Annotated in this window: 21 protein-coding genes and 1 tRNA gene; 19 read left to right on the forward strand and 3 right to left on the reverse strand. The window is 73.4% G+C overall.

Translation table 11 applies throughout. The features are described 5' to 3' along the window. Window positions 1-10: 10 nt before the first annotated feature. The 8 genes from MXD60_RS04720 to der all read left to right on the forward strand — a co-directional run bounded on the left by MXD60_RS04720 (window position 11) and on the right by der (window position 7824). Complete coding sequence (locus MXD60_RS04720; protein WP_248817717.1) at window positions 11-700, forward strand: M50 family metallopeptidase; 690 nt, start codon at window positions 11-13, stop codon at window positions 698-700. Between the two features lie 53 nt (window positions 701-753). After that, a complete protein-coding gene (locus tag MXD60_RS04725) occupies window positions 754-1803 on the forward strand; it encodes a segregation and condensation protein A (protein WP_248817718.1) in 1050 nt (349 codons plus the stop codon). Next, the gene (scpB, locus tag MXD60_RS04730) at window positions 1800-2477 is read left to right on the forward strand and encodes an SMC-Scp complex subunit ScpB (RefSeq protein WP_368861177.1); all 678 of its coding nucleotides are present in this window, start codon (window positions 1800-1802) and stop codon (window positions 2475-2477) included. Before MXD60_RS04725 ends, scpB begins: the two co-directional genes overlap by 4 nt. Before the next feature lie 64 nt (window positions 2478-2541). Next, on the forward strand, window positions 2542-3285 hold the full coding sequence (locus MXD60_RS04735; RefSeq protein ID WP_248817719.1) for a pseudouridine synthase: 744 nt from the start codon (window positions 2542-2544) through the stop codon (window positions 3283-3285). Between the two features lie 22 nt (window positions 3286-3307). Beyond that, window positions 3308-4420 (forward strand): prephenate dehydrogenase, encoded by a 1113-nt coding sequence (locus tag MXD60_RS04740; protein WP_248817720.1) that lies wholly within the window; start codon window positions 3308-3310, stop codon window positions 4418-4420. A 245-nt stretch (window positions 4421-4665) separates the two neighbouring features. After that, window positions 4666-5472, forward strand: a complete 807-nt coding sequence (cmk, locus tag MXD60_RS04745) for a (d)CMP kinase (protein ID WP_248817721.1) — start codon at window positions 4666-4668, stop codon at window positions 5470-5472. Next, window positions 5469-6311 (forward strand): lysophospholipid acyltransferase family protein, encoded by an 843-nt coding sequence (locus tag MXD60_RS04750; RefSeq protein WP_248817722.1) that lies wholly within the window; start codon window positions 5469-5471, stop codon window positions 6309-6311. Before cmk ends, MXD60_RS04750 begins: the two co-directional genes overlap by 4 nt. A 70-nt stretch (window positions 6312-6381) precedes the next feature. Next, window positions 6382-7824, forward strand: a complete 1443-nt coding sequence (gene der, locus MXD60_RS04755) for a ribosome biogenesis GTPase Der (protein ID WP_248817723.1) — start codon at window positions 6382-6384, stop codon at window positions 7822-7824. A gap of 386 nt (window positions 7825-8210) precedes the next feature. On the opposite strand, the gene MXD60_RS04760 is transcribed toward der, so the two are convergent. The 3 genes from MXD60_RS04760 to MXD60_RS04770 form a co-directional block, all read right to left on the reverse strand. Beyond that, a complete protein-coding gene (locus MXD60_RS04760; RefSeq protein WP_248817724.1) occupies window positions 8211-8951 on the reverse strand; it encodes a nucleoside/nucleotide kinase family protein in 741 nt (246 codons plus the stop codon). Window positions 8952-9192: 241 nt separating this feature from the next. Beyond that, a tRNA-Pro gene (locus tag MXD60_RS04765) sits at window positions 9193-9266 on the reverse strand. A 157-nt stretch (window positions 9267-9423) separates the two neighbouring features. Further along, on the reverse strand, window positions 9424-9963 hold the full coding sequence (locus MXD60_RS04770) for a hypothetical protein (protein ID WP_248817725.1): 540 nt from the start codon (window positions 9961-9963) through the stop codon (window positions 9424-9426). Between the two features lie 902 nt (window positions 9964-10865). Here MXD60_RS04770 and MXD60_RS04775 point away from each other — a divergent pair. The 11 genes from MXD60_RS04775 to MXD60_RS04825 all read left to right on the forward strand — a co-directional run bounded on the left by MXD60_RS04775 (window position 10866) and on the right by MXD60_RS04825 (window position 22348). After that, window positions 10866-11807, forward strand: coding sequence for a class F sortase (locus MXD60_RS04775; RefSeq protein WP_248817726.1), 942 nt, complete (start codon window positions 10866-10868; stop codon window positions 11805-11807). Window positions 11808-12460: 653 nt separating this feature from the next. Then, window positions 12461-13537, forward strand: a complete 1077-nt coding sequence (locus tag MXD60_RS04780; protein ID WP_518467352.1) for an NlpC/P60 family protein — start codon at window positions 12461-12463, stop codon at window positions 13535-13537. A 388-nt stretch (window positions 13538-13925) separates the two neighbouring features. After that, on the forward strand, window positions 13926-14591 hold the full coding sequence (clsA, locus tag MXD60_RS04785; protein ID WP_248817728.1) for a cardiolipin synthase ClsA: 666 nt from the start codon (window positions 13926-13928) through the stop codon (window positions 14589-14591). A gap of 11 nt (window positions 14592-14602) precedes the next feature. Beyond that, window positions 14603-17089: a mannose-1-phosphate guanyltransferase gene (locus MXD60_RS04790; protein WP_248817745.1), complete on the forward strand. Its 2487-nt coding sequence runs from the start codon at window positions 14603-14605 to the stop codon at window positions 17087-17089. Between the two features lie 171 nt (window positions 17090-17260). After that, on the forward strand, window positions 17261-18250 hold the full coding sequence (locus MXD60_RS04795) for a DUF881 domain-containing protein (RefSeq protein ID WP_248817729.1): 990 nt from the start codon (window positions 17261-17263) through the stop codon (window positions 18248-18250). Further along, on the forward strand, window positions 18247-18579 hold the full coding sequence (locus tag MXD60_RS04800) for a DUF1290 domain-containing protein (RefSeq protein WP_248817730.1): 333 nt from the start codon (window positions 18247-18249) through the stop codon (window positions 18577-18579). Before MXD60_RS04795 ends, MXD60_RS04800 begins: the two co-directional genes overlap by 4 nt. Before the next feature lies 1 nt (window position 18580). Continuing rightward, window positions 18581-19534, forward strand: a complete 954-nt coding sequence (locus MXD60_RS04805) for a DUF881 domain-containing protein (RefSeq protein WP_248817731.1) — start codon at window positions 18581-18583, stop codon at window positions 19532-19534. Between the two features lie 96 nt (window positions 19535-19630). Continuing rightward, entirely contained in the window at window positions 19631-20011 is a 381-nt protein-coding gene (gene gcvH, locus MXD60_RS04810) for a glycine cleavage system protein GcvH (protein WP_308222365.1), read from the forward strand. A gap of 293 nt (window positions 20012-20304) precedes the next feature. Beyond that, window positions 20305-20850, forward strand: coding sequence for an FHA domain-containing protein (locus MXD60_RS04815; RefSeq protein ID WP_248817732.1), 546 nt, complete (start codon window positions 20305-20307; stop codon window positions 20848-20850). A 16-nt stretch (window positions 20851-20866) separates the two neighbouring features. Beyond that, window positions 20867-21640: a transcriptional regulator FtsR gene (gene ftsR, locus MXD60_RS04820; protein WP_248817733.1), complete on the forward strand. Its 774-nt coding sequence runs from the start codon at window positions 20867-20869 to the stop codon at window positions 21638-21640. 222 nt (window positions 21641-21862) lie between these two features. Next, window positions 21863-22348, forward strand: coding sequence for a bifunctional nuclease family protein (locus tag MXD60_RS04825; RefSeq protein WP_009739504.1), 486 nt, complete (start codon window positions 21863-21865; stop codon window positions 22346-22348). Window positions 22349-22911 lie beyond the last annotated feature (563 nt).

Below are 22911 nucleotides of genomic sequence, written 5' to 3' on the forward strand. Positions count from 1 at the left end.
AGGTAGCAACGTGCTGTTCCATCTCGCCGAACCGGCGGCGCTTCTCGGGATCGCGGTCGCCTTCCTCCTCGGCGTGTACGCGCACGACGCCGCGCAGGTCCTTGCCGCCCGGCTGGTGCGTGACCCGACCCCGATGCGTGCCGGCCGGCTGACGACCGGGATCAAGCACCGTCTGAGCCCCTACAGCGGCCTCGCCGTGGTCATCGTGGGCCACGGCTGGGCCGAGTCCGTCCCGATGAACGACGTGTGGCGCAAGCGGCGCTTCCACGTCGCCGCCGCGGTCCTCGCCGGGCCCGTCGTCTACCTGCTGCTTGCCCTGGGCTCGCTGGCGCTGTTCCAGATCCTCGGCGACCACGCGTCGATCGAGCTGGGCAGCCGCGTGACCGAGGTGACCGTCGCGAACAGCTTCGCGGCGGAGCTCACCCTCTGGCTCGCGGTCACGTTCGGCTCGATGCTCATCGTCAGCCTCATCCCGGTGCCGCCGACCGACGCCGGGCGCCTGGTGTTCCTGCTCGGCCCGACCTCGGCGGGCTGGCGCAACGCCCACTACCGCCTCACCGAGGGCAACATCGGCCTGGTCATCCTGCTCGCGTTGTTGCTGCTGCCCGTGCTGTTCGCCGGGTTCCCGTCCGTCGTCGGCCAGCTGATCGGCCCGCTGCTGCGCGGGCTCGCCTCGCTGATCGGCCTCAACCTGGGCTGAGCCCGGACGATGGCCTGGATCATGCGCCGGGGGAACCCGCGTAGCGTGGCGCCATGACCCGGTCCCCGGCCGACGCCGACAAGCGTGCGATCCCGCGGGCGAGGGTCTCGGCCGACCGCGTGAGCGAATCCGCGGCCGGCGCGGAGCCGGGCGAGGCCGCCGGGGCCGCGCAGACCGGCCGCGGCGGGCGGACCGAGCAGTTCGTGGTCGAACTCGCCAACTTCAGCGGGCCGTTCGACCTGCTGCTGTCCCTCATCGCCAGGCACCGCCTCGACGTCACCGAGGTCGCGCTGTCCCAGGTCACCGACGAGTTCGTCGCGCACATCCGCCGGCTCGGCACGCGCTTCGACCTGGGCCAGGCCACCGAGTTCCTGGTGATCGCGGCGACCCTGCTCGACCTCAAGGCCGCCCGACTGCTGCCCGGCGCGCTCTCCGAGGACGAGTCGGAGGACCTCGCCCTGCTGGAGGCCCGCGACCTGCTGTTCGCCCGGCTGCTCCAGTACAAGGCCTACAAGGAGGCCGCCGGGCTGTTCGCCGGGCTGATGGCGCTGGAGTCCCGGCACGTCCCGCGCGCGGTGCCGCTGGAGGCCCGCTACGCCGACGCGCTGCCCGAGGTCCAGCTCGGCATCGGACCCACCGAGCTCGCGGCGCTCGCGGCGCGGCTGCGGGAGCCGGCGTTGCCCCCGCTGGTCGCCACCGACCATGTGCACCTGCCCAGGGTCAGTGTCCGCGAGCATATGATCGCGATCATCGGGCTGCTGCGCGAGCTCGGCACCGCGGACTTCCGCACCCTGTGCGCCGGCTGCCGGCAGACGATCGAGGTCGTCGCCCGGTTCCTGGCGCTGCTGGAGCTGTTCCGGGAGGGGCGGATCTCGTTCGACCAGGAGATCCCGCTCGGTGAACTGATCGTGCGCTGGATCGCGGTGGACGATGACGGCAAGGGCGATCTGGTCTCGGTCGGCCGCGGCCTGTACGGCGACGACCACGACGGCGACGACCACGACGGCGACGACCACGACGGCGACGACCACGACGGCGACAGGGCCGCCCACGCGGGAGCGGGCGATCCGGGCGCCGACGTCGCGCGAAGGGAGGCATCGTGACCCGTCCCTCGGACGACTCCGACGTCACCGCGGGCACCGTCCCGGACGGCGAGCCGACAGGTGGCGAGCGGCCGCGCGGTGAGTCGCGCCGCGGCGGTCCGGCGCGGGGTGGGCCGCCGGCGGCCGGCGAGCGCCCGCCGCTGGCCGCGCTGCTGGAGGCGGTGCTCATGGTCGCGGAGCGGCCGGTCGGGGTGGCCGAGCTCGCCACCGGTCTCGGCGCGTCCGCCCGGGAGATCGAGCGGCTGCTGCCCGAGCTTGCCGAGGACTACGTCCGCGCGGGCCGCGGGTTCCGGCTGCGCCACGTCGGCGCCGGCTGGCGATACTACACCGCCGACGAGTGCGCGCCGTGGGTGGAGAGCTTCGTGCTCGCCGGCCAGTCGGCGCGGCTGAGCCAGGCGGCGCTGGAGACCCTCGCCGTCGTCGCCTACCAGCAGCCGGTCAGCCGGGGCCGGATCGCCGCCGTGCGCGGGGTGTCCGCCGACGGAACCATCCGCACCCTGACGGCGCGCCGCCTCGTCGAGGAGGTCGGGCACGACCGCGAGACCGGTGCGATCCTCTACGGTACGACCGACTACTTCCTGGAGCGGATGGGCCTGCGCGACCTCGACGAGCTGCCGCCGCTGGCCCCCCTGCTGCCCGGCCTCGATGATCTGGATGACATCGTCGTCCCGTGAACCGCATGTCCCCTCCGACCAGTCAGATCTGTTCGATCTGTCCGACACATGAGCTGGTGGCCTGATGACCCGACCCGCGTCCGACGAGGGAATCCGGCTGCAGAAGGTGCTCGCCGCCGCCGGCGTGGGCTCCCGCCGCCACAGCGAGGAGCTCATCGCCGCCGGCCGGGTCCGCGTCGACGGCACCGTTGTCCGCGAGCAGGGCCGCCGCGTCGACCCGGAGCTGGCGGTCATCGAGGTCGACGGCGAGCGGATCGTGACCCGCGCCGGGCTCGTCCACCTGGCGTTGAACAAGCCGCGCGGCGTGCTCACGGCGATGTCCGACGACCGCGGCCGGCCGACCATCGCCGACCTGCTCACCGAGTTCGGCGCGGGGCTGTTCCACGTCGGTCGTCTCGACGCCGACAGCGAGGGCCTGCTGATCGTCACCAACGACGGCGAGCTCGCCCACCGGCTGACCCATCCGTCCTACTCCGTGCCGAAGACCTACCTCGTCGAGGTCTCCGGGCCGCTGCGCCGCGAGGTCCCGCGCACGCTGCGCCTGGGCGTCGAGCTGGAGGACGGCCTCGCGAAGGCCGACTCGGTGCGCGTCGTCGACAACGCGAACGGCCGGGTCATGCTGGAGATCGTCGTGCACGAGGGGCGCAAGCGCATCGTGCGCCGGATGCTGGCCAGCGTCGGCTACCCGGTGCGCCGGCTGGTGCGCACGAACCTCGGCACGGTCCACCTTGGAACGCTGCGTGCCGGCCGCGCGCGTCACCTCACTCGGCACGAGGTCGGATCGCTCTACCGCAGCGTCAACCTCTGATGGCCCCATAGGCTGTCATCTCATGGTCGCATCGGGCTGGGAGCCAGCCAGACTGCCGCAGCTGCGCCGGGTCGGCGTCGTCGGAACAGGGCTCATCGGCACCAGCATCGGGCTCGCGCTGTCCGCGCGGGGCATCGAGGTGCTGCTCCGGGACGCCGACGACGCCCAGGTCGCCATCGCGGAGAAGATGGGCGCCGGGCGACGCTGGGCGGGGGAGCGCGTCGAGCACGCCGTCATCGCCACCCCGCTGCCGACGATCGCCCGGGAGGTGCGCGCTCTGACGCAGGGCGGCCTCGCCGACACGGTCAGCGACGCCGGCAGTGTCAAGGTGCGCCCGCTGGTCGAGGGCGTCCAGCTCGGCTGTGACCTGTCGACGTGGTGCCCGGCGCATCCGATCGCCGGCCGGGAGCGCCACGGCGCGGTATCGGCCCGGGCCGACCTGTTCGCCGAGCGGGTGTGGGCCGTCTGCCCCGTGCCGCACACCGGGTCCGCGGCGCTGCACGCCACCGTCGCGGTGGCGCTGGCCTGCGGCGCGACCCCCGTGCGCACCACCCCGCGCCACCATGACGAGGCGATGGCGGCGCTCTCGCACGTGCCGCAGATCGTCGCCAGCGCGCTCGCGGGCTCCGTCGTCGGGCTCGCCCCCCAGGACGTCCCGCTGGCCGGCCAGGGCTTCCGGGACACCACGCGGCTCGCCGAGAGCGACGCCGGCCTGTGGGCCGGGATCATCGAGGGCAACCGGGTGCCGATCGCGCGCCGGGTACGCGAGCTCGGCGCGCGGCTCGGCGCGCTCGCCGACGTCCTCGACGCGGGGGCGGCCGACGACGTCACCGCGGCGGTGACCCGCCTGATGCGCGAAGGGCATGACGGCCGTGCCCGGCTGCCCCGCAAGGCCGGCGCGTCGCCGCGGGAGTGGGGCTGGATCGGCGTCGTGCTCGACGACCGACCCGGCCAGCTCGCCGCGATCGTCGGGCTGATCGGCGACTGGCAGGTGAACATCGAGGACGTCGGACCGTTCGAGCACAGCCTCGACGCGCCCGCCGGGATCGTGGAGCTCGCCGTCGATCCGGCGGCCGCCGACGAGGTCGTCGAGCGGCTCGCAGCGACCGGTTGGACGGCATACCGCCGATCCTGACCCGCCACCGAGTAGCCTGATCCGGGTCGCACGTGTCGGATCGCCAGGCATGACGCGGCCAACGGGTTGACGACGCCGGCCCGCGCGTGGGCCGGGACGCGTCGGCAGCCCTCCGACGGGCCGCCGTCGGGGCCCCGGCGTCCGGTCTGTGACCGGACCGCGCCGTACGCCCCGACCGGGGCGGTGCGCGATGCCGCGCCCGCGCGGCCCGACGACTCTCATCGTGTCCGGGACGGAGGAAACGGGTGGAGCCCGACCAGGGGTCTGCGCTGCCGGCGGGCGAGTTCGCCGCCGACGGGGCGAAGGGAACGTCCGGGCCGCACGGAGCCGGGGGTGCCGCGCTGACGCGCCCCCGCGACCCGGGCGAGGGCCTGGTCGTCGCGGTGGACGGCCCGGGCGGGTCCGGCAAGAGCACCGGGGCCCGCGAACTCGCGCGGCGCCTCGGCCTGCGTTACCTCGACACCGGTGCGATGTACCGGGCGGTCACCCAGCTCGCGCTGGAACGGCGCATCGACCTCGAGGACCAGCAGGCCGTCGCGGAGATCGCCGAGCGGGCCGTGCTGACGATCGGCACCGATCCGGACGAGCCGTCCGTCGCCGTCGACGGGATCAGGGTCGACGCCGAGATCCGCACCCGCGCGGTCACCAACGCGGTCAGCGCGGTCGCCGCGGTGCCCGTCGTCCGGGCCCGGCTCGTCGCCCAGCAGCGTCAGTTGATCGAGTCCGCGCGGGCGGCCGGCGGCATCGTCGTCGAGGGCCGCGACATCGGTTCCGTCGTCGCGCCGGACGCGCCGATCAAGGTGTTCCTCACCGCGTCGACCGAGGTCCGCGCCCTGCGCCGGTCCCGCCAGCTCGGGGAGAAGGGCGTGGACGACGTCGCGCGCACCCTCGCCGAGCTCGGTCGGCGCGACGCCCTGGACAGCAACCGGGCCGCGGACCCGCTCGCCATCCCCGCCGGGGCGATCGTGCTCGACTCCACCGCGCTGAGCGTGCCCGAGGTGGTCGACGAGGTGCTGCGGCACTGCGGTCAGTCGACCAACGTGACGACATGACCGCCCCCGAGCAGCCCACCGCCGACCGGCTCGACCTCGAGCAGGCCAGGCCGACCGCGTCCGCGGCGCCCCTCGTCGCCGAGCCCGCCGTCGCCGAGCCTGTCGCGGCTGAGCCCGTGGTCGCGGCTGAGCCCGCCGTCGCCAAACCCGCCGCCGCGGGTGCCGCGTTGCACCGGGGGGCCGCCTCGGCGGTCTACAACGATCTTCCGCACCGGGTGCTCAAGCCCGGCGTCCGCAGGATCCTCAACAGGCTGGTCATGCGGGTGCGCCTGGAAGGCGTGGAGAACGTTCCCGTCGGTGAGCCGCTGATCTTCGCAGGCAACCACAGCAGCTGGATCGATGGTCCACTGGTCGTGATCGAGGCGCCTCGGACCGTGCGCTGCCTGGTAAAGTCCGAGATGTACACCCGCGTGGTCGGCCGGCTGCTGCTGATCAGCGGACAGATCCCGATCGACCGCGGCCGGCCCGACCGGGAGGCTCTGCACACGGCGCTGGACGAGCTGTCCCGCGGCGGGGCCATCGGGGTGTTCCCCGAGGGCACGCGCGGCAGTGGGGAGATGGCCGCCGTCCAGCACGGCATCGCTTACCTGGCTGTGCACAGCCGCTGCCGGGTGCTGCCCGTGGCCTGCATCAACACGGCAGCGGCGCTGCCGAAGGGCGCGCGGTGGCCGCGCCGCTCCGTTCAGGTGCGGGTCGTCTTCGGCAAGCCGTTCGACGTGGACGTCCCGGCGAATCCCCGGTCGCGGCGCGCGCTCGCCGCCGTCGCCGAGGACATTCGGGTGCGCCTGCTGGACCACCTTGAGACAGCCCGTGCCGACCACGGCCAATCCGCCGCGTGACCGACGAGGCTCACCGGACCCGAAGACAGGTACCACAGCCATGGCAGTGATGAACGGACGGGACACCCGCATGAATCGCGACGGTGCGGTCGAGGACGGCGCGCTCGGCGACGGTCTGCAGGGAGACGGCGTGCTCGTCGGTGCGGGGACCGGCGAGGACGGCCCGGCGTTGTTCGGCCCGGCGCTCGGCCAGCCGGTCGTCGCCGTCGTCGGCCGGCCGAACGTCGGCAAGTCGACGCTGGTCAACCGGGTTCTCGGCCGCCGCGCCGCAGTTGTGGAGGACGTCCCCGGCGTGACCCGCGACCGGATCGCCTACGACGCGGTGTGGAACGGCCGCCGGTTCACCCTCGTCGACACCGGCGGCTGGGAGCCGGACGCCTCCGGGCTCGCCGCCCAGGTCTCCGAGCAGGCCCGCGCCGCGCTCGACACCGCCGACGCGCTGCTGTTCATCGTCGACGTCACCACCGGTGCCACCGACGCGGACGAGGCTGTCGCCCGGGTGCTGCACCGCAGTGGCCTGCCCGTCATCCTCGTTGCCAACAAGGTCGACGACGCCCGGACCGAGTCCGACGCGGCGGCGCTGTGGGGCCTTGGCCTCGGCGAGCCGCACCCGGTGTCCGCACTGCACGGCCGGGGCAGCGGTGACCTGCTCGACGCGGTGCTCGCGGTGCTGCCCGAGGCGCCGCGCGAGGTGTTCAACGAAGCCGGCGGCCCGCGCCGGGTGGCGCTCATCGGCCGGCCGAACGTCGGCAAGTCCAGCCTGCTCAACCGGATCGCCGGCAGCCGGCGCTCGCTCGTGCACGACGTCGCCGGCACCACCCGCGACCCCGTCGACGAACTGGTCACCGTCGGCGGCGAGGAGTGGATGTTCATCGACACCGCCGGGCTGCGCCGGCGCGTTCGGGAGGCCTCGGGCGCCGAGTACTACTCGTCGCTGCGCACCGCCTCCGCGCTGGACGCCGCCGAGGTCGCCATCGTCCTGCTGGACGCCTCCGAGCCGCTCACCGAGCAGGACCAGCGGGTCATCTCGATGGTCGTCGACGCCGGCCGTGCGCTCGTCCTCGCGTTCAACAAGTGGGACCTCGTCGACGAGGACCGGCGCTACACCCTCGAGCAGGAGATCTCCCGCGACCTCGCCCGGGTCGCCTGGGCACCGCGGGTGAACGTCTCCGCCCAGACCGGTCGTGCCACCGAACGCCTCGCCCCGGCGCTGCGCACGTCCCTGGATTCCTGGGGCACCCGGATTTCGACCGGCCGCCTCAACACCTGGCTCGGCGAGGTGACGGGTGCCACCCCGCCGCCGGCCCGCGGCGGCAAGGTGCCGAAGATCCTTTTTGCCACCCAGGCCGGCGTCCGCCCACCGCGTTTCGTCGTGTTCACCACCGGCTTCCTGGAGCCGACCTACCGCCGCTTCCTGGAGCGACGCCTGCGCGAGGACTTCGGCTTCGCCGGCTCGCCGATCTCGATCTCGGTACGGGTCCGCGAACGCAACGACCGCCGTCGTCCCGGCTGATCCTCGGCCCGGCGGCGGCACGGCGCCCGAAGCGCGCTGTCCACACGGGTCCCTCCGCTCACGGCGCTTCCCGGCCCGCACGCGTCCCTCCGTCGACACGGTTCCCGCCTGAAGCGCAGTCCTCCGCCAACGGGTTTCGCCCGTCCCGGGTTCCCTCGTCCACAGGGCTTCTGGTCCACAGGGCTCCGCCCGTCCCAGGTCCCCCGATCCACAGCGCTCCCTCGTCCGCAGCGCGGCCCCGGTGAGGGTGACGAGAACGGTCCGGACCTGCTGTCGTCGACGGCCTGACTGTTCGGTACTCGGGCGGCGGCCTCCACCACCTCACCCCGGTGATGGCGTGTCCGCGCGAGTTGTTGTGATGGCCGGCCGGGATCGGTAGACGTCTGTCAGGACGTCCTGTGGCTGGAGTGTGTGGAGGGGAGGTCGGCGTGGGTTGCCGCGCCCGGCCAGCGGAGGATGCGCGGCGCGTCGGGGCTTTCGTTGTCGATCAGTATGTCGGCGTGCTCCTGAGGTGCGGCGTGAAGAAAATAGATGCTCTGGCCGGGCAGGTAGCGGGCCAGATACCGGTCACGAACGGCTCCAGGTGATCCGAACAGCTCGATGTCGCGGTGCAGGGCTCGTCGGAGTGACTCGGCGGGGCTGATCTGGAGGAAGACGCTCAGGTCCCAGCAGGCGGAAAGCTCCTCGCGGAGAAGGAAGACACCGTCGAGGAGCAGCACGGCGTCGGGTGCGGCGAGCCGGGCAGGTTCATCGACGGCCGCGTCGATGCGGAAGTCGAAGGCGGCGGGACGATAGAGCCGGTTGCCGCTCGGTCCGAGCGGGTCGAGGAGCAGACGCCGCAGGGCGTCGTAGTCGAAGGCGTCGAAGAAGTAACCCTCGGGAGAGAGGGAACCTCGCCGTCGGCGGACCGAGACCGGATGGTGGAACGCGTCGATGCTGGCCCGAATGACTGGGCGGCCGCGTTCGGCAAGCCTGCGGGCGACCTCGTCGGCCAGGATTGTCTTTCCCGCCGCGTCCGGGCCGTCGACAGCGACACGAAGTGTCTGACCGGAGTGAGCTGCGATGAGCAGGTCGGTGAGAGCGCGAAGGACCGCAGTGCGGGCGCCCCGGGCTTCAGCGGCAGTCATGCCGGGCGACTCCATCGATGGCGCACCAAGGTTGGTTCGGACGCGGACGTAACCCACCCATCGGTACTCAATGGCTGCCGCGGGGGAGTCCTGGCCGATATCTCGTCGGCTGGTCCCAGAATGATCCCATAGGGAGCGCGTCGAGGCGCCCGCCCGAGTGCCGCGGTGGGCGCGCGGGCGATACGAAAAAGCCCGCTGGCCAGGCGGTGTGCCTGTCCAGCGGGCTTGCGGTGATGCGTTGTCGGGACGACAGGATTTGAACCTGCGACCCCCAGACCCCCAGTCTGGTGCGCTACCAAGCTGCGCCACGTCCCGTACGGAAGCAACGTTACCGTACCGGAGGCCCTGAGTGTGACCGGGGGTCGCGTCGGCGTTGACGCGACCCCCGACCCTCGTGCGCGGCCCGCGTGGGACCAGGCCGAGGCCGTCACCCACGAGGGTCTCCTGCGGCTGATGCCGCGGGATGGCAGAGTCAGGCCGCGCCCTGGGCGCGCCGCCGAGCCACCCCTGCGCCGATCAGAAGGGCGCCGAACGCGGCACCGGCGAGCGGGATCATCGGCGAGGATGCGGGGTCGGCCATACCGCCGCCGACCACGCCCACCCCGACACCGGCGACAACGCCGACCGGGCAGTTGCGGTTGTCCTTGTCCTTGTCTTTGTTCTTGTCCTTGTCGTCCCAGTTGAACCAGTCGTCGTTGTTGTCCTTGTTGATGTCGTCGGAATGGGCCTGCTTGTCGTCCTTGACCTGGTCCTTGTCGTCCTTGACCTGGCCCTTGTCGTCCTTGTTCTTGTCGCCGAACAGGTCCCAGTTGTCCTTGCTGTCCTTGCTGTCCTTGTCGTCCTTGTCGTCCTTGTCGTCTCTGTTGCCGACGCAGTTGTCTTTGTTGTTGATCCCGTCGCCCTTGTCGTCGAACGCGTGGGCGGCAGCCAGGCTTGGCCCCAAGGTCAGTACAACGCTCGCCGCGCTGGACATCGCAAGGACGGCGGCGCCGCGCCCCATACCCTTCTTCACGTGGTCCCCTCTCTCACTGATGGTGATCGTGCCATCACTGCGAGTGACACCATAGCGAGTGGGTGTGGCGATGCGCGCCAAGCGCACCGGGCGTGGTGCGGCCGGATTCGCCGGCTCGCGTGGCGCTGAGCGTGCCGTTATGTCACGGGATGTTGAATTTCGTCTGACCTGGGGGCCGGGGCGCGCGCGGTCGCGCGGTCCGTCGACCACTCCTCACCGATTGTGCCCTCTCGGATCGTTACAGTGACGGTCGGTGAAGTGGTTGTGGTCTTGGTGCAAGCGGCCCCGAAGGTCTGGGGACATGCGGTGGCCGGCGGCCGGGCCTGTGGACGGGAGGGACTGTGGATCACGAGAGCGCAAGCGGTCACCGGGAGTCCGCAGCGTCCGAGGTATCGAAGGATCCCGGCCGTCGCACCGCCGCCGCCCCGCCGCGGACCGCTGGAGGCGTCGAGGACCGATCCCCGTCGGCAGGGCCGCGCCGCATCCCGCGGCAAGGCGCCGGCTCGGTGGAGGGCTGGTCGCAAGATGCGGAGCCGCGCTGGGCCGGGCCGCGTGCGGCTGGGTCGGATGGGGCTGGGTCGGATGGGGCCGGGTCGCGTGGGGCCGGGGCTGGTGGTGGGTCGCGTGAGGTCGGGCCGCGCGGCGGCGGGACACATCGCGGTCGGTCGTGGGGCGTGGCGTCTCGCGGTGTTCGCGCGTCGGGGAGCTGGGTGGGTGGTGCCGGGGCAGGTCGGGCTCGGCCGCGTGTGGACGCAACGGCTGGGCACCGCCCACGTGCCACTGGGCTGTGGGACCGCCGGCCCTGGGGCGGGTTCCGTGGCCAGGGCCGGCGCAGCCCTCTCTGTGGAGCGCGGGTCCAGGGGGGCCGGCGGCGGTCCCTGCTGTGGCCGGGGTTGCTGCTGGTGGGCGCGGTGCTCCTGATCGGCAGCAGTTTTCGGCTCGCGGAAGCGGCGTTTGACGGCGGTCGCGGCGGTTCCGGGGCGCGTGCCGCGGCGGAGCTGCCGCCCGTCCTTCCGCCGCCGCCGTCGCCGGCGCCCGGTCCGAGCGGTGCGGCCGCCCAGGTGCTCGAACGGCCGGCCGTCGTCATCAGCGATCCGAGTCGGCTGCGCATCACTCGCCTCGGTATCGATGCGCCGGTGACGCACCTCGGACTGGCCACCGACGGCTCCATCGAGGTTCCGAAGGCGTGGGGGGACGTCGGCTGGTTCGACCGGGGTCCGGCCCCCGGCGGGATCGGGCCGGCGGTCCTCGTCGGGCACTACGACTCCACCACCGGTCCGGCGGTCTTCTACCGGCTGGGGCTGCTGGTGCCCGGCGACCGGGTCGAGGTCGCCGGGCCGACGGGCATCTCGCAGACCTTCGTCGTCGACCGTTCGGAGCAGGTGACGAAGGCGACGTTCCCGACGCAGCGCGTCTACGGTCCGGTGACCCGACCGGAGCTTCGTCTGATCACCTGTGGCGGCGCGTTCGACTACAAGACCCACCACTACCTCAGCAACCTGATCGTGTATGCGCATGCGGACACCACGTTCGTGCCCACGCCGGCTGCCGCGGCGCCGACCGGGGCCACGGTCCCGTCCGGCGGGCCAGCAGGTCCCGTTCCGCCGGCCGTGCTGCCGGGCCCGGCGGCGGCTGTGACCGCCGCGCCGTCAGCCGTGCCGTCCACCTCGCCACCTGCTGTACCGCCCGCTGTACCGCCTGCCGCACCGCCTGCCGCACCGCCTGCCGCACCGCCTGCCGCACCGCCCGTTGGGTCGGGAGCGGCTTCGCGGCCGGCCGCCGCGGTAGGGGGCGGCGTGGTGAGCCCGGCTCCCGCGGCGCGTGCGCGAGCCGGTACGGCCTGAGCCGGGCGGCCAGGGCGGCGGGGGGACCACGTGAGGCGGGCGACGGCGTCGTCCGGACAGCGTGGCGGGGCCTCGGTCCGCAGGTGGGCGGGGGCCCCGATTCCGGCCGGGGCGGGGTGGCTCACCGGATCGCCTGCGGACAGTCACGCCGATTCCGGGTGCCAGCACATCGGGTGAACGGTCGGATGCGGACGGATCGAGGCATCGCGGCGGGGATGCTCCTGCGGGGGACAATCCCACGACCGGCCGTCGCGAGAATCGGACATTCCGGTGACGGACCGGTGCATACCCCGCGCGTGTTCAAACGTTGGGTTTGGGGTGGTTGCCGGCTACCGCAGAGTGTCCACTATGGTCATCGACAGCACTTCTGCTCCGGACCGGGATCGATGTCCGGAATGGGGCGTGCTGATGTCGTGGATCCGAACAGTGCTAACCGTCGAACCGAAGCGCCTGGTCCTGCCCCCGGTTCGACGGCCCCTCCGAGTTTGTGGGGCAGGCGCGGGAGACCCATGGTCCCAGCGGGCGGCCGCCGTGGTCGGGCGCCGCCTGTGGGGGAGAGACCGGCGGTCGCGCGGTAGGTCCAGGCCCCCCAGCCCGGACCGGGCAGCGCACTCGCGGACGCACAGGAAGGACACGTCTTGCCACGTCGTGGTATGGCCTGGCTTCCGGAGGACTGGGAACAGTTCGTCCGGAACCGTCAGCGCCCGCCGGCGCCCCGAGCATCCTCCGGCTCCGACGCGGTTCGCCGCCGTACCACCGCTCCGCCTCGACGTGCGGCGACGATCGCCGCGTTCACCACCGGATCCATCGCCGTGTCGACGGCCGCGTTCGCCGCGACCGTGCCCAGCGGCGTCGACGGCAGCGCCTCCCTCGACGCGAACTCGCCGACCCAGTCGTCTGTTCTCACCGGGCACAGCGGTCGGGCCGACCTCACCACCGCGCGCACGATCGCCCCGCTGGCGACGGCGATCGCCGACCACGACCCGGTGTTCACCAACGTCTCCATCGCGGCGGACAGGACGACCGTCGCGCCGAACACGCCGGTCGTGCTGACGGTGCGCGCGACCGAGGCGGACTCCGGCGCCCCGCTGGCGAACCAGGACGTCCGGATCGTCGTCGTCAACGGGCCGCAGTGGCAGACCTCCACCCGGCTGCACACCGACGCGAACGGCAACGCGCAGATCACCGCTCGGCTGCTGTCCACGACGACGATCACCGCCGTGTTCGACGGGTCCAGCGCGCTGCGCCCCTCGCTGGCCGGCGCGGCCACCGTGACGATCACCAGCCCGACCATGTCGGGCAGCGGCGGCGCGGGGGGCGTCGGCGCGGGGATCGCGGCGGGCATCGACCAGGCGATCCCGAAGATCATCCCTGGCAGCTCGATCGGTGAGAAGGCTGTTTACCTCGCCTCGCTGAACAAGGGCAAGCCGTACGTGTGGGGGGCCGAGGGGCCGTACTCGTTCGACTGCTCAGGGCTGGTCCAGTACGTGTTCAAGCAGCTCGGCCGTTCTCTGCCGCGGACCGCGCAGGGCCAGTACAACGTTTCCACCAAAGTGCCACAGTCCGGCAAGCAGCCCGGTGACCTGATCTTCTACGGTACCCCGGGCAACATCTACCACGTCGGTATCTACGCCGGAAACGGCTACATGTGGGCGGCGCCGCAGACCGGCGGGGTCGTGTCGCTGCGCCCCATCTACAGCTCGACCTACAAGGTCGGCCGCATCCTCTGATCCGCCCGGGCCCACCAACCCACCGCCGGCCGCGCCGCGCCGGGCTCGGCCGCGCCGGGGCCTGATCGCGCGACGATCAGCCCGGGACCGGGTCGCCGACGGACCGGTATCGCCGGCAGTGCCGTGCCTGTCGGCCGGGACCGGGCGGCCTCGCGGGCCGGTCATCCGCTACCGTCAGCCGTGTCCGGCCGCCGCCGGGGTGTCCCGCCTGTCCCAGCTCGGGCGACCGGGCGCCGCACAGCTTCGCGGGCGCGACTCGTCGCGTGGCCGGGGGCGCCGGGCGCGGTGGGCGGCCGCTCACCGCCCCACGCGGCCACAGCCCACGCGGCCGCGGCCGCCGAGCCGGCGGACCCGCCGGTGGAGGAGGACGTCGCATGCAGGAGGCCGTGTGAGCGCGCCGACCACCTCGCGGTCCGCGGCGTCCGACCCGGTCGCGCCGGACCGGATCTGGACGATCCCCAACGCGCTGTCGACACTGCGCCTGCTCGGGGTGCCGGTGTTCCTGTGGCTGGTACTCGGTCCGGAGGCGGACGGCGCGGCGCTGGGGGTCCTGGCGTTCGCCGGGATCAGTGACTACCTCGACGGCAAGCTCGCCCGGGCGCTGAACCAGACCAGTCGGCTCGGCGTGCTGCTCGACCCGCTGGCCGACCGGCTCTACATTCTTTCGACGATCATCGCGCTGACCGTGCGGGGCATCGTTCCGGTCTGGTTCGCGGTGCTGCTGCTGGCCCGGGACGCGGCGCTGCTCGTGCTGCCGCCGCTGCTCAGGCGGATCGGCGTCGGCGTGGCGCTGCCCGTGCACTACCTGGGCAAGGCGGCGACGTTCAACCTGCTCTACGCCTTCCCGCTGCTGCTGCTCTCGGCCGGGGACTCCTGGCTCGCGACCGCGGCGCGACCGCTCGGCTGGGCGTTCGCGATCTGGGGCCTCGCCCTGTACTGGTGGTCCGGCGTCCTCTACTTCGTCCAGGCCGCCGGGCTCGCCCGGCGCTACCGGGCACACACCCGGGCGCTGGCCGGGGCCGGCCGGCCGGCCGGGGCGGGCGGTGACGGGTGAGAGCCGTCGTGATGGCGGGTGGGGAGGGCACCCGGCTGCGCCCACTGACCGCCAACCTGCCCAAGCCGCTGCTCCCCGTCGTCAACCGGCCGATCATGGAGCACGTGCTGCGGCTGCTCAAGCGGCACGGCTTCGACGAGACGGTCGTGACCGTGCAGTTCCTGGCCTCGATGATCCGGACGTACTTCGGCGCCGGTGACGAACTCGGGATGCACCTGTCGTACGCGACCGAGACGACGCCGCTGGGCACCGCGGGCAGCGTGAAGAACGCCGAGGACGCGCTGCGCGACGAGGCCTTCGTCGTCATCTCCGGGGACGCGCTGACCGACATCGACCTCACCGACCTCGTCGCCTACCACCGCCGCCACGGCGCCCTGGTCACCGTGGCGCTCAAGTCCGTCCCGGACCCGCTGGAGTTCGGCATCGTCATCACCGGCGAGGACGGCCGCATCCAGCGCTTCCTGGAGAAGCCGACCTGGGGACAGGTGTTCTCGGACACCGTCAACACCGGCATCTACGTCATGGAGCCCGAGGTCCTCGCGCACGTCCCGCCGGGCGAGCCGGTCGACTGGTCGGGTGACGTCTTCCCCCGCCTCGTCGAGGCCGGCGCGCCGGTGTTCGGCTACGTCGCCGCCGGCTACTGGGAGGACGTCGGCACCATCGCGAGCTTCCAGCGGGCCCAGGCCGACGTGCTCAACCGGCAGGTCGACGTCGAGATCGGCGGCTTCGAGGTCTCCCCGGGCGTGTGGATCGGCGAGGACGCCGACGTCCACCCCGACGCGGTGCTCAAGGGCCCGCTCGTCGTCGGCGACTACAGCAAGGTCGAGGCCGGCGCCGAGCTGCGCGAGTTCACCGTGCTCGGCAGCAACGTGCTGGTCAAGAGCGGCGCCTTCCTGCACCGGGTGATCGTCCAGGACAACGCGCTGATCGGCCCGCAGACGAACCTGCGCGGCTGCGTGATCGGGCGCAGCACCGACGTGCTGCGGGCGGCCCGCATCGAGGAGGGCGCGGTCATCGGCGACGAGTGCGTCGTGCGCGAGGAGGCGTTCGTCTCGCACGACGTGAAGGTGTACCCGTTCAAGACGATCGAGGCCGGCGCCGTGGTGAACACGTCGGTCATCTGGGAGTCGCGCGGGCAGCGCACGCTGTTCGGGCCGCGGGGCGTGTCCGGCCTGATCAACGTCGAGATCACCCCCGAGCTGGTCGTCCGCCTCGCCGCCGCGTACGCGACCACCCTGCGCAAGGGCACCACCGTCACCACCGCCCGCGACGGTTCCCGCGCCGCCCGCGCGCTCAAGCGGGCTGTGATCAGCGCGCTGACCACGAGCGCGATCAACATCCGCGACCTCGAGGTCGCGCCGATGCCGGTGACCCGCTTCGACGTCCGCTCGTCCAGCGCGGCCGGCGGGATCATGGTCCGCACCACCCCCGGTGACGCCGAGCGCATCGACATCCTGTTCCTCGACGCCGACGGGAACGACCTGTCCCCGGCCGCGCAGCGCAAGCTCGACCGGGTGTTCTCCCGGCAGGAGTTCCGCCGCGCCTTCCCCGGCGAGATAGGTGACCTGCGCTTTCCCGCCCGCACGCTGGACCTCTACACCCAGGACCTGCTCGACCGGGTCGACACCGGCGGGATCGCCGAGGCCGCCCTCAAGATCGTCGTCGATCCGTCGGGCGGGTCCGCGTCGCTGGTGCTGCCGATGCTGCTCGGCCGGCTCGGCGTCGACGTGCTCACCGTGAACGGCCGGGTCGACGAGGTCATCCCGACCCACAACGCCTCCGACGACCTGCGGGCCACCGACCGGCTCGGCGCGCTGGTCGCGAGCTCCGGCGCGGCCTTCGGCGTCCGCTTCGACCACGTCGGTGAGCGCATCGCCATCGTCGACGAGCGCGGTGACCTGATCGACGACGACCGGGCGCTGCTGGTCTTCCTCGACCTCGTCGCCGCCGAGAGCCGCGGGGCGCGGGTCGCCGTCCCGGTCACCACCACCCGGGTCGCCGACCAGGTGACCCGCTTCCACGGGCTGACCGTGACCCGGACGTCGCTGTCGGCAGCGGCGCTGTCCGCGGTCGCCCGGGAGGACGGCGTGGTGTTCGCCGCCGACGGGCGCGGCGGGTTCGTCGTCCCCGAGTTCGGGCCGGCCATCGACGGCCTCGCGGCGTTCGTGCGACTGCTCGCCCTGGTCGCCAGGACCCGCCTCACGCTGAGCGCCATCGACTCCCGGATCCCGTCGGTCGCCGTCCTGCGCCGCTCGGTGCCCACGCCGTGGGCGGCGAAGGGGACGGTGATGCGTCGCGTCGTCGAGTCCGTCGACACCGATGCCGGCTACACCCTGGACACCACCGACGGGGCGCGCGTCGTCGGCCCGGATGGCTCCTGGGTGCTGGTGTTGCCCGACCCCAGCGAGGCCGTGACCCGTCTGTGGGCGGAGGGCGCCGACCTGACCGAGGCACACACCCTGCTGCGGCGATGGGCGGAGGTCGTCGAGGCCCCGTGACGGGCTGGGACACCCGGTCCCGGCCGCCGCCCTGCCCACGCCCGCGTCGACGTGACCAGCGGGCCGTTCCCGGCGCCGCCCGCGCGCACGGGTGCCGTGCCGCGCGAACCGCGCCGGTGGGGACGCGCGGCGCGACCGCGGTCGGCCGGTCGTGGTGAGCGGTCGGTCAGAATGCCCCTTGTGCGGGAGCGGACCGGAAGGCGATGGGCCGGGGCGAGCCGGCTCGCCGGCCGGCTGCGCGCGCGGCGGTCCGGCGGGCGTCGCCCCCGTCCGGACCCCGGGCGCGGCGGCGGGGGGCGGGGGCACCGGCGGACGGCGCTCGTGCTCGCGCTGGCACTGCTGGGTGGCGTGGTCGCGCTCGGCGCGCGGCGCGCCGCTGTCACCGCCGACGCCCGCGGTCGGCTCGCCCACGAACTGCGGACGCAGCTGCGGGTGCGAACGGATGATCTCGACGCCACCGAGAGCCGGGTCGACGCGCTGCGCGCCAGCGTCGCCGCCGAGCGCGGCGAGCGCCGGCGGGTGGCGGCCGAGCAGGCCCGCGCGGCCACCGACGTCGCCACCCTCGGCCCGGCCGGCGGCTGGGCGGCGGTGACCGGAGCCGGCGTGCGGATCACGATCGCCAACCGGCTCGGCGGCGGTTCCGGCGCCGCCGACCCGCGCGTTCCCGGTGCCGACCCGCACGCGTCCGGTGCCGACCCGAGTGGGTCCGCGGCAGGTCCACGCGGGTCCACGGCGGGATCCGGGGCCGGTCCGGGGGGACCCGCGGGCAGCACGCCGGACTCCTCCGGACCGGCGCTGTCGGCGCCGGCTGGCGGGCGGATCCAGGACCATGACCTGGCGGACCTGGTGAACGTCCTGTGGATTGCCGGGGCGGAGGCCGTCGCCGTGAACGGGGTGCGGCTCACCGCGCTCAGTGCCATCCGGTCGGCGGGGGACGTGGTGCTGGTCGGCTTCGTCGCGGTGCTCGCGCCGTACGTGATCGAGGCGGTGGGCGATCCGGCGGCGCTCGCCCGGCACACCGACGAGTCGGCCGTGGTCGACCGGCTGCGCCACCGGCCGAACTCGCCGGTCACCTCGCTGACGGTGACCCGTGCCAGCACCCTGACCCTGCCGGCGGCCGCGGCGCCGGTGCTGCGCAACGCCCGACGGAGTGGATCATGATTGCCGTGCTCGCCCTCGTGCTGGGCGTCGTGGTCGGGCTCGTCCTGGGCCCGACCGCGCCGGCCTGGCTCGATCCCTACCTGCCGGTCGCGGTCGTCGCCGCGGTGGACGCCGCGCTCGGGGCCGCGCGGGCGGGCGTCGAGGGCACGTTCGACGACCGGGAGTTCGCCGTGTCGTTCCTGTCCGACGTGACGATCGCGGTACTGCTCGTCCTGCTCGGCGAGCTTGTCGGCTTCGGCGGCGCGCTGTCGACGGCGGTCGTCGTCGTGCTGGGCATCAGGATCTTCGCGTCGGCGACGGCCCTGCGCCGTGCCCTGAGCGAGCGCTGAGATGGGTCACCCGCACCCCGGGGAAGACGCCACGGTCCCGGGGAGAGGCGCCGCGGCCCCGCTGGAAGGCATTGCCGCCGCGTCGGAGGGTGCCGCGGCCGCGTCGGAGGGTGCCGCGGTCTCGGTGAAGGGCGCCGAGGTCGCCCCGGACGAGCCGGAACCGGGCGCGGGTGGGCCGGTGTCCGCTGACGCCGAGGCGGCGCCGCAGGAGCCCGCGCAGGCCGTGGCGCGGGGCCGCCGGCCGCGGTGGCCGGGTCCGGCTCGGGCGCTGACCCTCGTGCTGCTGGCCGCGCTCGGCTTCGGTGGGGTGGTGGCGGCCAGGTCCGCCGATCCGTCGTTCGGTCGCGCCACCGCCGATCCCGACCGGTTGGCGGCGAGCCTCGCCGCGGTCGGGGCCCGGGACCGGTCGCTGGCCGCGCGGGAGGGGCGGCTGCGCCAGGCGGGCACGGGCGCGGCGCCGCCCGCGACCGGGGTGACGCCGCCCGCGACAGGCGCGCCGCCGTCGGCGCCGGGGGGCGCGGTGCGCTCCGAGGCGGCGCAGCTCGCGGTGCTTGCGGGGACCGTGCCGGTCAGCGGCCCGGGGGTGGAGCTGACGATCCGGGATCCGCACCGGTCCGTGGACGCGTCGGTGCTGGTCGACGCCCTGCAGGAGCTGCGCGACGCGGGCGCCGAGGCGATCGAGATCGCCGGGGTGCGCGCTGTGGTGACCACCTACGTCGCGGACGATCCGGGGCGCGGGCTGATCGTGGACGGAACGTCGGTGTCCCCGCCGTACGCGCTTCGGGTGGTCGGTGATGCGCACACCCTGGACCAGGCGCTGCGGATTCCGGGCGGGGTGCTCGATACGGTAGCGGCGCGGGACGGCGCACAGGCGAGCGTGCGGACCTTCGGGAAGCTGGAGATCCGGTCGCTGCGGCCCACGCCCAGTCCCCGCTACGCTCGCCCGGCCGGATAGTTCCGCCGCCGGGCGGGTTGGCCGGTGACGGTGGTGGGCGTCCGGCGGCAGGTGATGGCCGCGGCGCCTCGCGAATCAAAGGGGAGGCGATCTCCGGTGTTCCCGGACGACCTGAAGTACACCCGTGAGCACGAGTGGATCCGGCTCACCGACAGCACGGCGCGGGTCGGTATCACGGCCTACGCGCAGGAGGCGCTGGGCGACATCGTGTTCGTCTCCCTGCCGGACGTCGGCACCGAGGTGAGCGCCGGCGACTCCTTCGGCGAGGTCGAGTCGACGAAGAGCGTCTCGGAGCTCTACGCCCCGGCCGGGGGTGCGGTGGCCGCGCGCAACGAGGCGTTGACGGGGGCCCCCGAGCTGGTCAACGCCGATCCGTACGGCGACGGGTGGCTGGTCGAGATCACCGTCGCGGACGCGAGCGGCCTCGACGGTCTGCTGAGCGCCGACGAATACGCCGAGCACGTAAAGGAACACTGAAAGTACCGTTGGCGTGGCGCTGGCGGGCGGTGAGGCGCGCCACGCCGAACACCACGGGACGCACCCTTTTCACGACCGTGCCCCCGATGCACTAGCCTCGGAGTGCGCCGGGGTGCGGTCGTGGATGGCCCAGCCGTCCGCATATGATCATCCCGGTGGTGGGGGTGGGCTGGGGACGTCTGGCTACCACCTTCGCTGTGCTGGTAGAGACGTTCCCGCCGCCTGCCCGGCGGCGGCCGAGGCGGCTGGCGGGCCCGTTTGCGCGGGGTCGGCGGCAGGAAGCGGACGCGACTGTGTTCTGCACGAGGTGCGGACAGCAGAACCCGTCCGACGCGCTGTACTGCGCGCGGTGCGGGTCCCCTCTGGTACGTCCGGGAGAGCCCGTGGCACCGGAGCGGCCCGCCGAACAGACGTCGACGCTGAATCTCGCGGCCGCGCTGTCGGGGATCGAGGGCGACCACGTCGACGAGTCGACCGAGCGGGACGCGGTTGCCGCTGTCGACGCGCTGCCGCCGGGTTCGGCTCTGCTGGTCGTCAAGCGGGGGCCCAACGCCGGCAGCAGGTTCCTGCTGGACGCGGACATGACCACCGTCGGCCGGCACCCCGAGAGTGACATCTTCCTCGACGACGTCACGGTCTCCCGTCGGCATGCGGAGTTCCACCGCTCGCCGTACACCAAGGGATTCTCCGTGCGCGACGTCGGGAGCCTCAACGGCACCTATCTCAACCGCGAGCGGATCGACTCCGCCGAGCTCACCAGCGGCGACGAGGTACAGATCGGCAAGTTTCGGCTGGTGTTCCTCACCGGCACGAGCTACGGGGGGTCGGCGGCGCGGTGATCGGGAAGGTCCACCGGTGAGCGGCTTCGCCGCGGCGGCGCACGCCGCGCGCTCGGGCGTGCCCGGCCGGAGCTCCGCCGGCCCGGGGGCGAAGGTCCTCACCATCGGCCAGGTCATGGAGCGGCTGCGGGCGGACTTCGACGACATCACCCTGTCGAAGATCCGCTACCTGGAGGCGGAGGGGCTGGTCGAGCCGGCCCGCACGAGCTCCAACTACCGCAAGTACTCGGCAGACGACGTGGCGCGCCTGCGGTACGTGCTGCACGCCCAGCGGGAGCGCTTCCTGCCGCTGCGCGTGATCAAGGAGGAGCTGGCGTCGCTGGACCGGGGCGAGACCCCGGTGCACCGGCCCGGTCCGCGCCCGCTGCCGCCGAATCCGGGCTCCACCGGCCTCGATGCCATCCTCGGTGCCGAGCGGGTCCGCATGTCGCGCCGCGAGCTGCTGGCCGCCGTGGGGCTCGACGAGGAGGACCTGGCCGACCTGGAGCGGCACGGCCTGATCGCGCCGATCGCCGGCGGCGGTTACTACGACTCCGACGCCGTGGTGGTCGCCCGGACCGTCGCGCTGCTGGCCGGGCACGGCGTGCAGGCCCGCCATCTGCGAGCGGCGAGGACCGTCGCGGACCGTGAGGCTGGTCTCATCGAGGCGGCGACCGCGCCGCTGCGCGGGCAGCGTGGCGCGGACAACTCCGGGCGCCACGCCCAGACCGCCGACGAGCTGGCTGCCCTCCTGGTCCGCCTGCACGCGGCCCTGCTGCGGTCCCGGCTGGCCGCCACCCGGTCCGGCTGAGGCCGTCCGCGCCGCGCCGAGGCGGGTCTGTGCGTGGCCGGGCGGCGGCTCATCGTGGCCGGCTGGCGGTGCGCGGTGCCCGGCCGGAACCGCCCTGGTGGGCAGTGGAACCGGTGGGCGCGCTGACGCGGGGCGGATGCGGGGATACTGTCTCCCCTGTGGGGTTTTCTGGCTCCGGTCACAACATCCCGCCCTGCCCCACCTGCGCGAGGAGGTAGATCGGTGCATCGGCTGGACATCGTCGGCGTGCGAGTCGAGCTTCCGTCGAAGCAGCCGATCGTGCTTCTGAAGGAGGTGGGCGGTGAGCGGTACCTGCCCATCTGGATCGGCGCCGTTGAGGCCACCGCGATCGCCTTCGCCCAGGAGGGCATCACGACGGCTCGGCCCATGACCCACGACCTGATGCGGGACGTGCTGCGAGCGCTGCAGACGGACCTGACCCGGGTGACCATCACCGACCTGCAGGATGGCGTCTTCTTCGCCACCCTGGTGTTCGGCAACGGGGTGGAGGTCTCCGCCCGCCCGTCGGACGCGATCGCGCTCGCGATGCGGATGGGCGCGCCGGTCTACGGGGTGGAGGCCGTCCTGGCCGAGGCCGGGATCACCGTCCCGGAGGAGCAGGAACAGGAGCAGGAGAGCGAGTTGGAGAAGTTCCGGGAGTTCCTGGACACGATCTCCCCGGAGGACTTCAACACGCCCGGTTCCTGACCTTTGCGGGGCCTTCGCGCGGGTCCGCTCGCCGGTGGTCGCGCGGGTGGATCCGGCGCTGGACCGGGCTGGGCGCGCCCAGCCGGGCGGCCATGAGGGTGGCGGGCTCGGCTCCGTCGTCCCGTGGGGTAGCCCTTGGCGCGTCGATATGCGACCGTGAAAGCGCGGCCGCCATGGCAATGTGGCCCATCTCCCATCATCGGGTTCCGCGCGGGCATCCCAGGGTGCCGCGCCACGATCGCCTCCGGCGCTGCGGCGCGCCGTTTCGGCGGTCGCCGGCGGACACGGGGGCCCCGATCCGGGGGCGACATTCCTCTTTGTCCGATGTGTCCTGCGGTGTCCGCTGGACTACAGACACGCCGGCTTAGATCATTGAAGGAACAGCGCGTCCCTCCTACGGTCGGGAGAGCCCGGACCCCGGAGCCAGCGTCCGCCCGAGACCGTGGCGGACGCGTCAGCGGATGAAGTGCTCCGGCTCTGACCTTGCCGGAGAGGTCGGCCGCCGTGGTGCCCCGCGTGCGCGAGGCTCGTGACGGTGGCTGGCACCAGGCCACGGGGGTGGT

The organism is Frankia sp. AgB32 (assembly GCF_023243045.1).
Lineage (GTDB): Bacteria > Actinomycetota > Actinomycetes > Frankiales > Frankiaceae > Frankia.

Excerpts from the sequence above, each read along its gene's own strand:
- MXD60_RS04725 (WP_248817718.1), top strand. The coding sequence starts at position 754 with ATGACCCGGTCCCCGGCCGACGCCGACAAGCGTGCGATCCCGCGGGCG.
- MXD60_RS04735 (WP_248817719.1), top strand. The coding sequence starts at position 2,542 with ATGACCCGACCCGCGTCCGACGAGGGAATCCGGCTGCAGAAGGTGCTC.
- MXD60_RS04740 (WP_248817720.1), top strand. The coding sequence starts at position 3,308 with ATGGTCGCATCGGGCTGGGAGCCAGCCAGACTGCCGCAGCTGCGCCGG.
- MXD60_RS04750 (WP_248817722.1), top strand. The coding sequence starts at position 5,469 with ATGACCGCCCCCGAGCAGCCCACCGCCGACCGGCTCGACCTCGAGCAG.
- der (WP_248817723.1), top strand. The coding sequence starts at position 6,382 with ATGAATCGCGACGGTGCGGTCGAGGACGGCGCGCTCGGCGACGGTCTG.
- MXD60_RS04760 (WP_248817724.1), bottom strand. The coding sequence starts at position 8,951 with ATGACTGCCGCTGAAGCCCGGGGCGCCCGCACTGCGGTCCTTCGCGCT.
- MXD60_RS04780 (WP_518467352.1), top strand. The coding sequence starts at position 12,461 with ATGGCCTGGCTTCCGGAGGACTGGGAACAGTTCGTCCGGAACCGTCAG.
- MXD60_RS04790 (WP_248817745.1), top strand. The coding sequence starts at position 14,603 with ATGGCGGGTGGGGAGGGCACCCGGCTGCGCCCACTGACCGCCAACCTG.
- MXD60_RS04795 (WP_248817729.1), top strand. The coding sequence starts at position 17,261 with ATGCCCCTTGTGCGGGAGCGGACCGGAAGGCGATGGGCCGGGGCGAGC.
- MXD60_RS04800 (WP_248817730.1), top strand. The coding sequence starts at position 18,247 with ATGATTGCCGTGCTCGCCCTCGTGCTGGGCGTCGTGGTCGGGCTCGTC.
- MXD60_RS04805 (WP_248817731.1), top strand. The coding sequence starts at position 18,581 with ATGGGTCACCCGCACCCCGGGGAAGACGCCACGGTCCCGGGGAGAGGC.